Consider the following 14,256-nt stretch of genomic DNA (forward strand, 5'->3'; position numbering starts at 1 on the left):
ATTCAGGGAATTAGACACTCATCTTCTATCTTACTGCTTCTGCAGCGTCTGACCAATCGGTCACATTTTTAAGGATTTTCCTGAAAGCGCGAGAAAATACGACAAAAGTTGCCAGTAATCGTTATTCTTTAAGGCTATGGTTTTTCATTATTACCGGAAGTTACCGACGTTTTGAGCCGTTTCGTTCCTCGCATTATCCCGTTTTATTTACTCTTGCTTGTAGCAGGCGGTACAGCTAACGCACAATCTACCTTCGAGCAAAAAGCGGCAAATCCCTTTGATAATAACAATGATGGTCTGCCGGATTTAGGCATGGCTCCCGAAAATCATGATGGGGAAAAACACTTTGCTGAAATTGTGAAAGATTTCGGCGAAACCAGTATGAATGATAACGGGCTGGATACTGGCGAGCAGGCAAAAGCTTTCGCATTGGGAAAAGTCCGCGACGCGCTTAGTCAACAGGTTAATCAGCACGTAGAGTCCTGGCTATCACCGTGGGGAAATGCCAGTGTTGACGTCAAAGTGGATAACGAAGGACATTTCACCGGCAGTCGTGGAAGCTGGTTTGTGCCGTTACAAGATAATGATCGTTATCTCACCTGGAGCCAGCTTGGTCTTACTCAGCAGGATAATGGGTTGGTGAGCAATGTGGGCGTTGGGCAACGCTGGGCGCGCGGCAACTGGCTGGTGGGTTATAACACTTTTTATGACAACTTGCAGGACGAAAATCTTCAGCGAGCGGGCTTTGGTGCCGAAGCGTGGGGCGAATATTTGCGATTATCGGCAAACTTTTATCAGCCGTTTGCTGCATGGCATGAACAGACAGCCACGCAGGAACAACGGATGGCGCGCGGGTACGACCTGACAGCTCGGATGCGCATGCCGTTCTATCAACACCTCAATACCAGTGTCAGCCTAGAACAGTATTTTGGTGATCGTGTTGATTTGTTTAACTCTGGTACGGGTTATCACAATCCCGTCGCGTTGAGTCTGGGATTAAATTACACCCCTGTGCCATTAGTCACTGTGACGGCCCAGCATAAACAGGGGGAAAGTGGCGAAAATCAAAATAACCTCGGGCTGAATCTTAATTACCGCTTTGGTGTACCGCTCAAAAAACAACTTTCTGCGGGCGAGGTTGCCGAAAGTCAGTCGTTACGTGGTAGTCGCTATGACAATCCGCAGCGAAATAATCTACCGACTCTTGAGTACCGACAGCGAAAAACGTTAACGGTGTTTCTGGCGACACCGCCGTGGGATCTAAAACCTGGCGAAACAGTGCCGCTGAAATTACAAATCCGCAGTCGTTACGGTATTCGGCAACTGATTTGGCAGGGCGATACGCAGATATTAAGTTTGACGCCGGGCGCACAAGCCAACAGCGCGGAGGGCTGGACGCTGATCATGCCTGACTGGCAGAACGGGGAAGGGGCAAGCAATCACTGGCGATTGTCTGTGGTGGTGGAAGATAACCAGGGGCAGCGTGTCTCCTCCAATGAGATCACGCTAACGCTTGTCGAACCGTTCGATGCATTGTCAAACGACGAACTGCGCTGGGAACCGTAATCAGAAAATGCGCTCCTGATGCACCCATACCGCTGCTTCCACGCGAGACTTGAGCTTCATTTTCTTCAGCATGTGCTTGACGTGCACTTTTACTGTGCTTTCGGTGATATCCAGGCGGCGGGCAATCATCTTGTTCGGCAAACCCTGGGCAATCAGCTTGAGAATATCGCGCTCGCGTGGGGTTAACTGGTTAACATCGCGCTCAGTAGTGGCACGGTTAGCGCGCAAGCTGGCGGCCAGAACAGGCGTTAATGCTTCGCTTAATACCATTTCGCCAGCAGCTGCCTGATGCAATGCTTTCAGCAGATCTTCCGGTTCCATATCTTTTAACAGATAGCCATCCGCGCCGCGTTTCAGTGCGGTGACCACATCTTCTTCATGGTTAGAGACGCTGAATACCACAATGCGCCCTGAGAGGGACTTTTCGCGCAGTTTATCCAGCGTTTCCAGACCGTTCATGCCGGGCATATTGAGATCTAACAGGATCAGATCGGGATCAAGAGATTCCGCCAGTTCAATACCCTGTTCGCCATTACTCGCTTCGCCAACCACGGTGATATCTGGTGCCATACTGATAAGCTGTTTTACGCCAGTTCGCAGCATCGGGTGATCGTCAATCAGCAGGATAGTAGCCGGTTCCTGATTACTCATGGGTATCTCCTTGGACGTCTGTGAAAGTTTTTTCGGGAATAAAGGTGACCACCACTTCGGTGCCACCTGATTCACGACGGCGGACGCGGCAATCGCCTCGTAAACTTTGCGCACGGTCGCGCATTATTATCATGCCGTAGTGATTGCTGCGGATGGCATTTTCAGGCACGCCACAGCCGTTATCCTGGACGGTCAGTTTGACCTGATTATCGTTTTGCGCCACCGTCACCACGACCTCACTCGCTTGCGAATGTTTGAGGGCGTTACTTAATGCCTCACGGGCAATTTGCAACAAGTGGATTGCCTGATGTGAAGGCACCAGACGAGGCGGCAATTGATAATCCAGCTTCACCGGGAAGCCAAATTTGGCGCTGTACTCTTCGCAACTCGCTTCCAGCGCCGGACGTAATCCAGGCTCGGTGAGCTGCAAGCGGAATGTGGTGAGCAATTCACGCAACTGCGCCCAGGATGCATTCAGTTCGTTACGGATCTGACTTAACAGTTCGCGGCTGCTTTCTGGCAGCGCATCGCCCTGCATCTGTAAACAACTCACCTGCATCTTCATGCAAGAGAGAGATTGGGCAATAGAATCATGCAGTTCGCGCGCAATGGTGGCACGCTCTTCCATCACGATCAACTGTTGCTGACGTTCCTGATGGCGATCCAGCGCCAGCGTGGCGGTAAGTTGTTCAACCAGGGTATCCACCAGTTGTTGTTGGTCATGGCTAAGATGACGCCCCTGCGGCAGGGTCGCCAGCAAAATACCGTACTGCGTATGAGAGTCAGCCAGCCGCCACTTCAGGGTCGTGCCGCGATCACCAACGGGTAATACGCCGCGCGGGCAGAGCTGGCAGCCTTTATCATCACAAGTCATATCTGGCTGGCAGGTAAACTCCTGATGATTCTCTTCATCATCAGTGTCATACACCCGCAGTTCGATATCACGTAGCAGGGTTAAATTCTGTAAGCCGTTGAGTACCGGTGACAGGCGTTCACACAGCGGGGCGCGGGAATGCAAACGGCGGTTAGCCTGCCATAAAAAAGAGAGGATCTGATTTTTATGCTCCAGCCCGGCGGTTTTCTCCTGAACCCGCTGCTCAAGTACGGCATAACTTTCGGCCAGTTCTGCAGACATATTGTTCAACGCAGTTCCAAGCATCGCCATTTCGTTGCGCCCGCTGATGTTTGCGCGTTGGGTAAAATCGCGATGGCTGACGGCACTCGCCATTGCCAGCAGTTGCCGCCACGGTTGTAGCAGTCGCGCCCGCAACCAGATAATAGTGAACACCAGTAAAAGTGCCATAAATACCGCCATTACCCGATGGACCAGTACCACTGTCTCAATACGCATTTCCGTGGTGCGGTCAAAACCAGATACCAGCTGATCAAGCCCGGCAACAAACTGGCTGACATCCGCTGACACCGTTTCTCGGTTTTGTGCACGCATCAGCGCAGGGATCAGTTCATTACGCCAGTAATCTTGTAAGCCCTGTAATTGCGCCAGTTGTCCGTCTCGTTCTGCTGCTCGAGTCAACTCGGCGCTAAATGCCGTTTGTTCCATCTCTTTAATTAAGGGCTTGTCTTTCTCGCTTAATGGCACTGCCGCCAACAGACGGTAACTTTGCATGCGCAGCGATCCCGCTTTGTTGATCGCATGGGCGCTGCCCTGAACGCCTTGCACCAGCCAGCCAGAAACCGCCATCCCTGCCAGTCCAATAGCAGTAGAAAGCAACACAATAAGCGCAACCTGATTAACCAGGGTGAGCGGAGAGAGACAACGTTTAAGCATGTAAACCCCTTCCTTCAGGCTTTAAATGAGCAATAACCTTAATGAATGTGACGATATATTCTGGAATGGCAGTATTCTCGGCTATTGGCTGAAGTATACCCATAGCCGGAAAGAGTTACTCCTTATTTGCCGTGTGGTTAGTCGCTTTACATCGGTAAGGGTAGGGATTCTACAGCACCGTGAAAAATCTCATAATTTTTATGAAATCACTGTACTCACTATGGGTAATGATAAATATCAATGATAGATAAAGTTATCTTATCGTTTGATTTACATCAAATTGCCTTTAGCTCCAGACACTAAGGTGGCAGACATCGAAACGAGTATCAGAGGTGTCTATGAGTCACTCATCTGCCTCCGAAAGGGCTACTGGAGCTGTCATAACAGATTGGCGACCGGAAGATCCTGCGTTCTGGCAACAACGCGGTCAACGTATTGCCAGCCGCAACCTGTGGATTTCCGTTCCCTGTCTGCTGCTGGCGTTTTGCGTATGGATGTTGTTCAGCGCTGTTGCGGTGAACTTACCGAAAGTCGGTTTTAATTTTACGACCGATCAGCTATTTATGTTGACTGCGCTGCCTTCGGTTTCTGGCGCGTTATTACGTGTTCCATACTCCTTTATGGTTCCTATCTTCGGTGGTCGTCGCTGGACGGCGTTCAGCACCGGTATTCTGATTATTCCTTGCGTCTGGCTGGGTTTTGCCGTGCAGGATACCTCCACGCCTTATAGCGTCTTCATCATCATCTCTCTGCTATGCGGCTTTGCTGGCGCGAACTTCGCATCCAGTATGGCAAACATCAGCTTCTTCTTTCCGAAACAGAAGCAGGGTGGCGCGCTGGGTCTGAATGGTGGTCTGGGAAACATGGGCGTCAGCGTCATGCAGTTGGTTGCTCCGCTGGTGGTATCACTGTCGATTTTCGCAGTATTTGGTAGCCAGGGCGTCAAACAGCCGGATGGGACTGAGCTGTATCTGGCGAATGCGTCCTGGATATGGGTGCCGTTCCTTGCCATCTTCACCATTGCGGCGTGGTTTGGCATGAACGATCTTGCTACCTCGAAAGCCTCCATCAAGGAGCAGTTGCCGGTACTCAAACGGGGTCATCTGTGGATTATGAGCCTGCTGTATCTGGCAACCTTCGGCTCCTTCATCGGCTTCTCCGCGGGCTTTGCGATGCTGTCAAAAACGCAGTTCCCGGATGTTCAGATTCTGCAATACGCTTTCTTCGGGCCGTTTATTGGTGCGCTGGCGCGTTCTGCAGGTGGTGCATTATCTGACCGTCTGGGCGGAACTCGTGTCACGCTGGTGAACTTTATTCTGATGGCGATTTTCAGCGGCCTGCTGTTCCTGACCTTACCGACTGACGGGCAGGGCGGAAGCTTCATGGCGTTCTTCGCGGTCTTCCTGGCGCTGTTCCTGACAGCTGGGCTGGGTAGTGGTTCCACTTTCCAGATGATTTCAGTGATCTTCCGTAAACTGACAATGGATCGCGTGAAAGCAGAAGGGGGTTCTGACGAACGTGCGATGCGTGAAGCGGCAACCGGCACGGCAGCGGCGCTGGGTTTCATCTCTGCGATTGGCGCGATTGGTGGCTTCTTTATCCCGAAAGCGTTTGGTAGCTCGCTGGCATTAACGGGTTCGCCAGTAGGTGCAATGAAAGTATTTTTGATTTTCTATATCGCCTGCGTAGTGATTACTTGGGCGGTATATGGTCGGCATTCTAAAAAATAAATCTTAATATTTGATTATCCTTTGCGCGGCATGATGCCGCGCTTTTTTTATGCGTCATTTAGTTACAACATATTAGTGTTATATGGCTTATTTCGCCGGATTTCATTAAGAGCCATTAATATGTTACCCATGGGGAATACTCCTTAATACCCATTTGCATAAAAATCTTAATAGTTTAAATAACTATAGGTATAAAACGTCTTAATTTACAGCATGTTATGCTGTAACTGTTAATTATCCTAAAGGGGTATCTTAGGAATTTACTTTATTTTTCATCCCCATCACTCTTGATCGTTATCAATTCCCACGCTGTTTCAGAGCGTTACCTTGCCCTTAAACATTAGCAATGTCGATTTATCAGAGGGCCGACAGGCTCCCACAGGAGAAAACCGATGAGTAAATTCCTGGACCGGTTTCGCTACTTCAAACAGAAGGGTGAAACCTTTGCCGATGGGCATGGCCAGCTTCTCAATACCAACCGTGACTGGGAGGATGGATATCGCCAGCGTTGGCAGCATGACAAAATCGTCCGCTCTACCCACGGGGTAAACTGCACCGGCTCCTGCAGCTGGAAAATCTACGTCAAAAACGGTCTGGTCACCTGGGAAACCCAGCAGACTGACTATCCGCGTACCCGTCCGGATCTGCCAAACCATGAACCTCGCGGCTGCCCGCGCGGTGCCAGCTACTCCTGGTATCTTTACAGTGCCAACCGCCTGAAATACCCGATGATGCGCAAACGCCTGATGAAAATGTGGCGTGAAGCGAAGGCGCTGCATAGCGATCCGGTTGAGGCATGGGCTTCTATCATTGAAGACGCCGATAAAGCGAAAAGCTTTAAGCAGGCGCGTGGACGCGGTGGATTTGTTCGTTCTTCTTGGCAGGAGGTGAACGAACTGATCGCCGCATCTAACGTTTACACCATCAAAAACTACGGCCCGGACCGTGTTGCTGGTTTCTCGCCAATTCCGGCAATGTCGATGGTTTCTTACGCATCGGGTGCACGCTATCTCTCGCTGATTGGCGGTACTTGCTTAAGCTTCTACGACTGGTACTGTTACCTGCCTCCTGCGTCTCCGCAAACCTGGGGCGAGCAAACTGACGTACCGGAATCTGCTGACTGGTATAACTCCAGCTACATCATCGCCTGGGGTTCAAACGTGCCGCAGACGCGTACCCCGGATGCTCACTTCTTTACTGAAGTGCGTTACAAAGGCACCAAAACTGTTGCCGTCACACCAGACTACGCTGAAATCGCCAAACTGTGCGATCTGTGGCTGGCACCGAAACAGGGCACCGATGCGGCAATGGCGCTGGCGATGGGCCACGTAATGCTGCGTGAATTCCACCTCGACAACCCAAGCCAGTATTTCACCGACTATGTGCGTCGCTACACCGACATGCCGATGCTGGTGATGCTGGAAGAACGCGACGGTTACTACGCTGCAGGTCGTATGCTGCGCGCTGCTGATCTGGTTGATGCGCTGGGCCAGGAAAACAATCCGGAATGGAAAACTGTCGCCTTTAATACCAATGGCGAAATGGTTGCGCCGAACGGTTCTATTGGCTTCCGCTGGGGCGAGAAGGGCAAATGGAATCTTGAGCAGCGCGACGGCAAAACTGGCGAAGAAACCGAGCTGCAACTGAGCCTGCTGGGTAGCCAGGATGAGATCGCTGAGGTAGGCTTCCCGTACTTTGGTGGCGACGGCACGGAACACTTCAACAAAGTGGAACTGGAAAACGTGCTGCTGCACAAACTGCCGGTGAAACGCCTGCAACTGGCTGATGGCAGCACCGCCCTGGTGACCACCGTTTATGATCTGACGCTGGCAAACTACGGTCTGGAACGTGGCCTGAACGACGTTAACTGTGCAACCAGCTATGACGATGTGAAAGCTTATACCCCGGCCTGGGCCGAGCAGATTACCGGCGTTTCTCGCAGCCAGATTATTCGCATCGCCCGTGAATTTGCCGATAACGCTGATAAAACGCACGGTCGTTCGATGATTATCGTCGGTGCGGGGCTGAACCACTGGTATCACCTCGATATGAACTATCGTGGTCTGATCAACATGCTGATTTTCTGCGGCTGTGTCGGTCAGAGCGGGGGCGGCTGGGCGCACTATGTAGGTCAGGAAAAACTGCGTCCGCAAACCGGCTGGCAGCCGCTGGCGTTTGCCCTTGACTGGCAGCGTCCGGCGCGTCACATGAACAGCACTTCTTATTTCTATAACCACTCCAGCCAGTGGCGTTATGAAACCGTCACGGCGGAAGAGTTGCTGTCACCGATGGCGGACAAATCCCGCTATACCGGACACTTGATCGACTTTAACGTCCGTGCGGAACGCATGGGCTGGCTGCCGTCTGCACCGCAGTTAGGCACTAACCCGCTGACTATCGCTGGCGAAGCGGAAAAAGCCGGGATGAATCCGGTGGACTATACGGTGAAATCCCTGAAAGAGGGTTCCATCCGTTTTGCGGCAGAACAACCAGAAAACGGTAAAAACCACCCGCGCAACCTGTTCATCTGGCGTTCTAACCTGCTCGGTTCTTCCGGTAAAGGTCATGAGTTTATGCTCAAGTACCTGCTGGGGACGGAGCACGGTATCCAGGGTAAAGATCTGGGGCAACAGGGCGGCGTGAAGCCGGAAGAAGTGGACTGGCAGGACAATGGTCTGGAAGGCAAGCTGGATCTGGTGGTTACGCTGGACTTCCGTCTGTCGAGCACCTGTCTCTATTCCGACATCATTTTGCCGACGGCGACCTGGTACGAAAAAGACGACATGAATACTTCGGATATGCATCCGTTTATTCACCCGCTGTCTGCGGCGGTCGATCCGGCCTGGGAAGCGAAAAGCGACTGGGAAATCTACAAAGCCATCGCGAAGAAATTCTCCGAAGTGTGCGTCGGCTATCTGGGTAAAGAAACCGACATCGTCACGCTGCCTATCCAGCACGACTCTGCCGCTGAACTGGCGCAGCCGCTGGATGTGAAAGACTGGAAAAAAGGCGAATGCGACCTGATCCCAGGCAAAACTGCACCGCACATTATGGTCGTAGAGCGCGATTATCCGGCAACTTACGAACGCTTTACCTCTATCGGCCCGCTGATGGAGAAAATCGGTAACGGCGGTAAAGGGATTGCCTGGAACACCCAGAGCGAGATGGATCTGCTGCGTAAGCTCAACTACACCAAAGCGGAAGGTCCGGCAAAAGGCCAGCCGATGCTGAACACCGCAATTGATGCGGCAGAGATGATCCTGACGCTGGCACCGGAAACCAACGGTCAGGTAGCCGTGAAAGCCTGGGCTGCCCTGAGCGAATTTACCGGTCGTGACCATACGCATCTGGCGCTGAATAAAGAAGACGAGAAGATCCGCTTCCGCGATATTCAGGCACAGCCGCGCAAAATTATCTCCAGCCCGACCTGGTCTGGTCTGGAAGATGAACACGTTTCTTACAACGCCGGTTACACCAACGTTCACGAGCTGATCCCATGGCGTACGCTCTCTGGTCGTCAGCAACTGTATCAGGATCACCAGTGGATGCGTGATTTCGGTGAAAGCCTGCTGGTTTATCGTCCGCCGATCGACACCCGTTCGGTGAAAGAAGTGATAGGCCAGAAATCCAACGGCAACCCGGAAAAAGCGCTCAACTTCCTGACGCCGCACCAGAAGTGGGGTATCCACTCCACCTACAGCGACAACCTGCTGATGCTGACTTTAGGTCGCGGTGGTCCGGTGGTCTGGTTGAGTGAAGCCGATGCCAAAGATCTGGGTATCGCCGATAACGACTGGATTGAAGTCTTCAACAGCAACGGTGCACTGACTGCCCGTGCGGTTGTCAGCCAGCGTGTTCCGGCAGGGATGACCATGATGTACCACGCGCAGGAACGTATCGTTAACCTGCCTGGTTCGGAAATTACCCAACAGCGTGGTGGTATCCATAACTCGGTCACCCGTATCACGCCGAAACCGACGCATATGATCGGCGGCTATGCCCATCTGGCATACGGCTTTAACTACTACGGCACCGTAGGTTCTAACCGCGATGAGTTTGTTGTAGTGCGTAAGATGAAGAACATTGACTGGTTAGATGGCGAAGGCAATGACCAGGTACAGGAGAGCGTAAAATGAAAATTCGTTCACAAGTCGGCATGGTGCTGAATCTCGATAAGTGCATCGGCTGCCACACCTGTTCAGTTACCTGTAAAAACGTCTGGACCAGCCGTGAAGGCGTGGAATACGCGTGGTTCAACAACGTGGAAACCAAGCCGGGCCAGGGCTTCCCGACTGACTGGGAAAACCAGGAAAAATACAAAGGCGGCTGGATCCGTAAAATCAATGGCAAACTGCAACCGCGCATGGGTAACCGAGCCATGCTGCTGGGTAAAATCTTTGCTAACCCGCATCTGCCGGGGATCGACGATTATTACGAGCCGTTCGATTTTGATTATCAGAACCTGCATACCGCGCCGGAAGGCAGCAAATCGCAGCCGATTGCCCGTCCGCGTTCGCTGATTACCGGGGAACGGATGGCGAAAATCGAAAAAGGGCCGAACTGGGAAGATGACCTGGGCGGTGAGTTTGATAAACTGGCGAAAGACAAGAACTTCGACAACATCCAGAAGGCGATGTATAGCCAGTTCGAAAACACCTTTATGATGTATTTGCCGCGCCTGTGCGAACACTGCCTGAACCCGGCATGTGTGGCGACCTGCCCGAGCGGTGCGATTTACAAGCGTGAAGAAGATGGCATCGTCCTGATCGACCAGGATAAATGCCGTGGCTGGCGTATGTGCATCACCGGATGCCCGTACAAAAAAATCTACTTCAACTGGAAGAGCGGTAAGTCTGAGAAGTGCATCTTCTGCTATCCGCGTATTGAAGCGGGTCAGCCGACCGTGTGCTCAGAAACCTGTGTCGGTCGTATCCGTTATCTTGGCGTGCTGCTGTACGATGCCGACGCGATTGAACGTGCAGCCAGCACCGAGAACGAGAAAGATCTCTACCAGCGTCAGCTGGACGTGTTCCTCGATCCGAACGATCCGAAAGTCATCGAGCAGGCGATTAAAGACGGTATTCCGCTGAGCGTTATTGAAGCTGCACAGCAGTCGCCGGTTTATAAAATGGCGATGGAATGGAAACTGGCGCTGCCGCTGCATCCAGAATATCGCACACTGCCGATGGTCTGGTACGTGCCGCCTCTGTCTCCGATTCAGTCTGCAGCAGACGCGGGCGAGCTGGGCAGCAACGGAATTCTGCCAGACGTCGAAAGCTTGCGTATTCCGGTACAGTATCTGGCGAATCTGCTGACCGCCGGTGATACCAAACCGATACTGCGTGCGCTGAAACGTATGCTGGCGATGCGTCATTACAAACGTGCTGAAACTGTTGACGGTAAAGTTGATACCCGTGCGCTGGAAGAGGTCGGTCTGACCGAAGCCCAGGCACAGGAGATGTACCGTTATCTGGCGATTGCTAACTACGAAGATCGCTTTGTGGTGCCGAGTAGTCATCGTGAACTGGCACGGGAAGCCTTCCCGGAGAAAAATGGCTGCGGCTTTACCTTTGGTGATGGCTGCCACGGCTCAGATACCAAATTCAATCTGTTCAACAGCCGTCGTATCGATGCCATCGATGTGACCAGCAAAACGGAGCCGCATCCATGATCGAACTCGTGATTGTATCGCGTCTCCTTGAATATCCGGATGCTGCCTTATGGCAGCATCAACAAGAGATGTTTGAGGCGATTGCTGCGTCGAAAAATCTGTCGAAAGAAGATGCCCATGCGCTGGGCATTTTCCTGCGCGATTTAACGGCGATGGATCCGCTCGATGCCCAGGTCCAGTACAGCGAACTGTTCGACCGTGGCCGTGCCACGTCACTGTTGCTATTTGAACATGTTCACGGTGAATCCCGTGACCGCGGCCAGGCGATGGTGGACCTGCTGGCGCAGTACGAGCAGCACGGCTTGCAGTTAAACAGCCGCGAATTACCGGACCATCTGCCGCTGTATCTGGAGTACCTGTCGCAGCTGCCGCAAAGCGAAGCCGTGGAAGGTTTGAAAGATATCGCGCCGATTCTGGCATTGCTGAGCGCGCGTCTGCAACAGCGTGAAAGCCGTTATGCCGTGATGTTTGATCTGCTGCTGAAATTGGCCAATACCGCTATCGACAGCGACAAAGTGGCGGAAAAAATTGCCGACGAAGCGCGCGATGATACGCCGCAGGCGCTGGATGCTGTCTGGGAAGAAGAGCAGGTTAAATTCTTTGCTGACAAAGGCTGCGGTGATTCAGCAATCACTGCTCATCAGCGTCGCTTTGCCGGTGCCGTCGCGCCGCAATATCTGAATATCACCACCGGAGGACAGCACTAATGCAATTCCTGAATATGTTCTTCTTTGATATCTACCCGTACATAGCCGGGGCGGTCTTCCTGATTGGTAGCTGGCTGCGTTATGACTACGGGCAGTACACCTGGCGCGCGGCGTCCAGCCAGATGCTGGATCGCAAAGGGATGAACCTGGCGTCGAACCTGTTCCATATCGGTATTCTGGGGATTTTTGTCGGTCACTTCTTCGGTATGTTGACGCCGCACTGGATGTATGAAGCCTGGCTGCCGATTGAAGTGAAACAGAAAATGGCGATGTTTGCTGGTGGTGCCAGCGGCGTGCTGTGTCTGATTGGCGGCGTGCTTTTGCTGAAACGTCGTATGTTCAGCCCACGCGTGCGTGCAACCACTACCGGAGCGGATATCCTGATCCTGTCGCTGCTCGTTATCCAGTGCACGCTGGGCCTGCTGACCATTCCGTTCTCCGCTCAGCATATGGACGGTAGCGAGATGATGAAACTGGTTGGCTGGGCGCAGTCGGTGGTGACCTTCCACGGTGGCGCTTCTCAACACCTCGATGGTGTGGCGTTTATCTTCCGTCTGCACCTGGTGCTGGGGATGACGTTATTCCTGCTGTTCCCGTTCTCGCGTCTGGTACACATCTGGAGCGTACCGGTGGAGTATCTGACACGTAAGTACCAGCTGGTGCGCGCTCGTCACTAAACGAATTTTAGTTCACATAGACCCTGCTTCGGCGGGGTTTTTTTATGGGCACGGTGCGGGGTGAGTTGTCGGATGCGCTTCGCTTATCCGACCTACAGGGGAGGATATTGTAGGCCCGGTAAACGTGGTGCCATCGGGCAAAATTAGCTCGGAGTAACAGGTTTTGATTATTCAAGGAAGCGATGGTGGTGGGGGAAGGATTACTCAGCGCTGCGCGCTTCGCCCTTCGGGTCGTTGCCTGCGGCAACGCTCTCTCGCTGGCGCTCAAGTCGAACCTTGGTCGAAGCTTCTCATCCTTCCCCGCTTGGGCAGAATATTTGATTGCAGATTCGTTTGAGAATTCCGGGGCTTTTGAAAGTGATGGTGGTGGGGGAAGGATTCGAACCTTCGAAGTCGATGACGGCAGATTTACAGTCTGCTCCCTTTGGCCGCTCGGGAACCCCACCACGGGGTAATGCTTTTTACTAGCCTGCTCCCTTATCGGGAAGCGGGGCGCATCATATCAAATGACGCGCCGCTGTAAAGTGTTACGTTGAGAAAAATGAACTGGTTGCGTAATTTTCATCCGTAACGGATTAAAGGTAACCAGTTATTTTTGCTGGCGATTAAAGAATAATCGTCCGATTACCGTAAACAAAGACGCGTTGCGCCAGTACTTTGTATAGCGCACGACTTAAGACGTTTTTCTCGACGTCACGACCTGCGCGCATCATATCTTCAGCTGTGTAGGTATGATCGACATGAATAACGTCCTGCATGATGATTGGGCCTTCGTCCAGATTGTCATTCACATAGTGAGCGGTTGCGCCAATAATCTTCACACCACGTTCATAGGCCTGGTGATAAGGACGTGCGCCGATAAACGCAGGCAGGAATGAATGGTGAATATTGATGATTTTATTCGGGAAGCGTGCCACAAATTCCGGCGTTAATACCCGCATATACTTCGCCAGCACCACATAGTCAGGTTGATAAGCATCAATGGCGTCCGCCATCTTTTGATCGTGCTCGTTGCGGCTTAACCCTTCATGGCTTACCAGCTCAAACGGAATATCAAAACGCTCAACCAGAGAACGTAAAGTATCGTGGTTACCAATAACTGCCGCGATTTCGACATCCAGACCGCCGTAATTGGCTTTCATCAACAAATCGCCAAGGCAATGCGCTTCTTTAGTGACCAGAATCACTATCCGGCGACGACCGGCAGGATTCAGCTCACGCACGGAGCCTTCTGGCAATGCGCTATCGAGATCCGCCAGCAGGGTGGAATCATTAAAAATCCCTTCCAGTTCCGTGCGCATAAAAAAGCGCCCGGTACGGTGATCAACAAATTCATTGTTCTGTACGATATTTAACTCGTGCTTGTAGCAAATATTGGTAATACGTGCGATCAGACCTTTTTGGTCCGGACAAATAGTACGCAGAACTTTACGTTGGAGTGAATGCATTGCTGGAAAAACCTTGT

General features: G+C 52.2%; 9 protein-coding genes, 1 tRNA gene and 1 other annotated feature. Of the genes, 6 read left to right on the forward strand and 4 right to left on the reverse strand.

What is annotated here, in order from left to right; translation table 11 throughout:
- The first annotated feature begins 312 nt into the window (after positions 1–312).
- Positions 313–1,566 (forward strand): invasin, encoded by a 1,254-nt coding sequence (gene ychP / locus SF1223; protein ID NP_707129.2) that lies wholly within the window; start codon positions 313–315, stop codon positions 1,564–1,566.
- Here ychP and narL read toward each other — a convergent pair whose 3' ends face one another.
- On the reverse strand, positions 1,567–2,217 hold the full coding sequence (gene narL, locus SF1224) for a transcriptional regulator NarL (protein ID NP_707130.2): 651 nt from the start codon (positions 2,215–2,217) through the stop codon (positions 1,567–1,569). It lies immediately after the preceding gene.
- Positions 2,210–4,006 carry a nitrate/nitrite sensor protein NarX gene (narX, locus tag SF1225; RefSeq protein ID NP_707131.1) on the reverse strand — a complete coding sequence of 599 codons (1,797 nt, stop codon included), beginning with the start codon at positions 4,004–4,006 and terminating at the stop codon, positions 2,210–2,212. The genes narL and narX overlap by 8 nt, the downstream gene beginning before the upstream one ends.
- A 338-nt stretch (positions 4,007–4,344) precedes the next feature.
- Here narX and narK point away from each other — a divergent pair, with 338 nt between their 5' ends.
- The 5 genes from narK to narI all read left to right on the forward strand — a co-directional run bounded on the left by narK (position 4,345) and on the right by narI (position 12,791).
- Positions 4,345–5,736 (forward strand): nitrate transport protein NarK, encoded by a 1,392-nt coding sequence (gene narK / locus SF1226; protein NP_707132.2) that lies wholly within the window; start codon positions 4,345–4,347, stop codon positions 5,734–5,736.
- Positions 5,737–6,128: 392 nt separating this feature from the next.
- Positions 6,129–9,872, forward strand: coding sequence for a nitrate reductase 1 subunit alpha (narG, locus tag SF1227; RefSeq protein ID NP_707133.1), 3,744 nt, complete (start codon positions 6,129–6,131; stop codon positions 9,870–9,872).
- Positions 9,869–11,407, forward strand: coding sequence for a nitrate reductase 1 subunit beta (narH, locus tag SF1228; protein NP_707134.1), 1,539 nt, complete (start codon positions 9,869–9,871; stop codon positions 11,405–11,407). The genes narG and narH overlap by 4 nt, the downstream gene beginning before the upstream one ends.
- Positions 11,404–12,114, forward strand: coding sequence for a nitrate reductase 1 subunit delta (gene narJ / locus SF1229; RefSeq protein NP_707135.1), 711 nt, complete (start codon positions 11,404–11,406; stop codon positions 12,112–12,114). Before narH ends, narJ begins: the two co-directional genes overlap by 4 nt.
- Positions 12,114–12,791, forward strand: coding sequence for a nitrate reductase 1 cytochrome b(NR) subunit gamma (gene narI, locus SF1230; protein ID NP_707136.1), 678 nt, complete (start codon positions 12,114–12,116; stop codon positions 12,789–12,791). Before narJ ends, narI begins: the two co-directional genes overlap by 1 nt.
- Positions 12,792–12,798: 7 nt before the next feature.
- Positions 12,799–13,239: a sequence feature (potential protein location (hypothetical protein SF1231 [Shigella flexneri 2a str. 301]) that overlaps RNA (tRNA-Y)), on the reverse strand.
- Here the strand turns inward: narI and SF4466 are convergent.
- Positions 13,153–13,237: transfer RNA gene (locus SF4466), tRNA-Tyr, on the reverse strand. Its footprint overlaps the feature before it by 85 nt.
- A gap of 157 nt (positions 13,240–13,396) precedes the next feature.
- Positions 13,397–14,239 (reverse strand): formyltetrahydrofolate deformylase, encoded by an 843-nt coding sequence (gene purU / locus SF1232; protein ID NP_707138.1) that lies wholly within the window; start codon positions 14,237–14,239, stop codon positions 13,397–13,399.
- Positions 14,240–14,256: the final 17 nt, after the last annotated feature.

Source organism: Shigella flexneri 2a str. 301, assembly GCF_000006925.2.
Taxonomy (GTDB): Bacteria; Pseudomonadota; Gammaproteobacteria; order Enterobacterales; family Enterobacteriaceae; genus ECMA0423.

Excerpts from the sequence above, each read along its gene's own strand:
- purU (NP_707138.1), bottom strand. The coding sequence starts at position 14,239 with ATGCATTCACTCCAACGTAAAGTTCTGCGTACTATTTGTCCGGACCAA.
- narH (NP_707134.1), top strand. The coding sequence starts at position 9,869 with ATGAAAATTCGTTCACAAGTCGGCATGGTGCTGAATCTCGATAAGTGC.
- narL (NP_707130.2), bottom strand. The coding sequence starts at position 2,217 with ATGAGTAATCAGGAACCGGCTACTATCCTGCTGATTGACGATCACCCG.
- narI (NP_707136.1), top strand. The coding sequence starts at position 12,114 with ATGCAATTCCTGAATATGTTCTTCTTTGATATCTACCCGTACATAGCC.
- ychP (NP_707129.2), top strand. The coding sequence starts at position 313 with ATGGCTCCCGAAAATCATGATGGGGAAAAACACTTTGCTGAAATTGTG.
- narJ (NP_707135.1), top strand. The coding sequence starts at position 11,404 with ATGATCGAACTCGTGATTGTATCGCGTCTCCTTGAATATCCGGATGCT.
- narX (NP_707131.1), bottom strand. The coding sequence starts at position 4,006 with ATGCTTAAACGTTGTCTCTCTCCGCTCACCCTGGTTAATCAGGTTGCG.
- narG (NP_707133.1), top strand. The coding sequence starts at position 6,129 with ATGAGTAAATTCCTGGACCGGTTTCGCTACTTCAAACAGAAGGGTGAA.
- narK (NP_707132.2), top strand. The coding sequence starts at position 4,345 with ATGAGTCACTCATCTGCCTCCGAAAGGGCTACTGGAGCTGTCATAACA.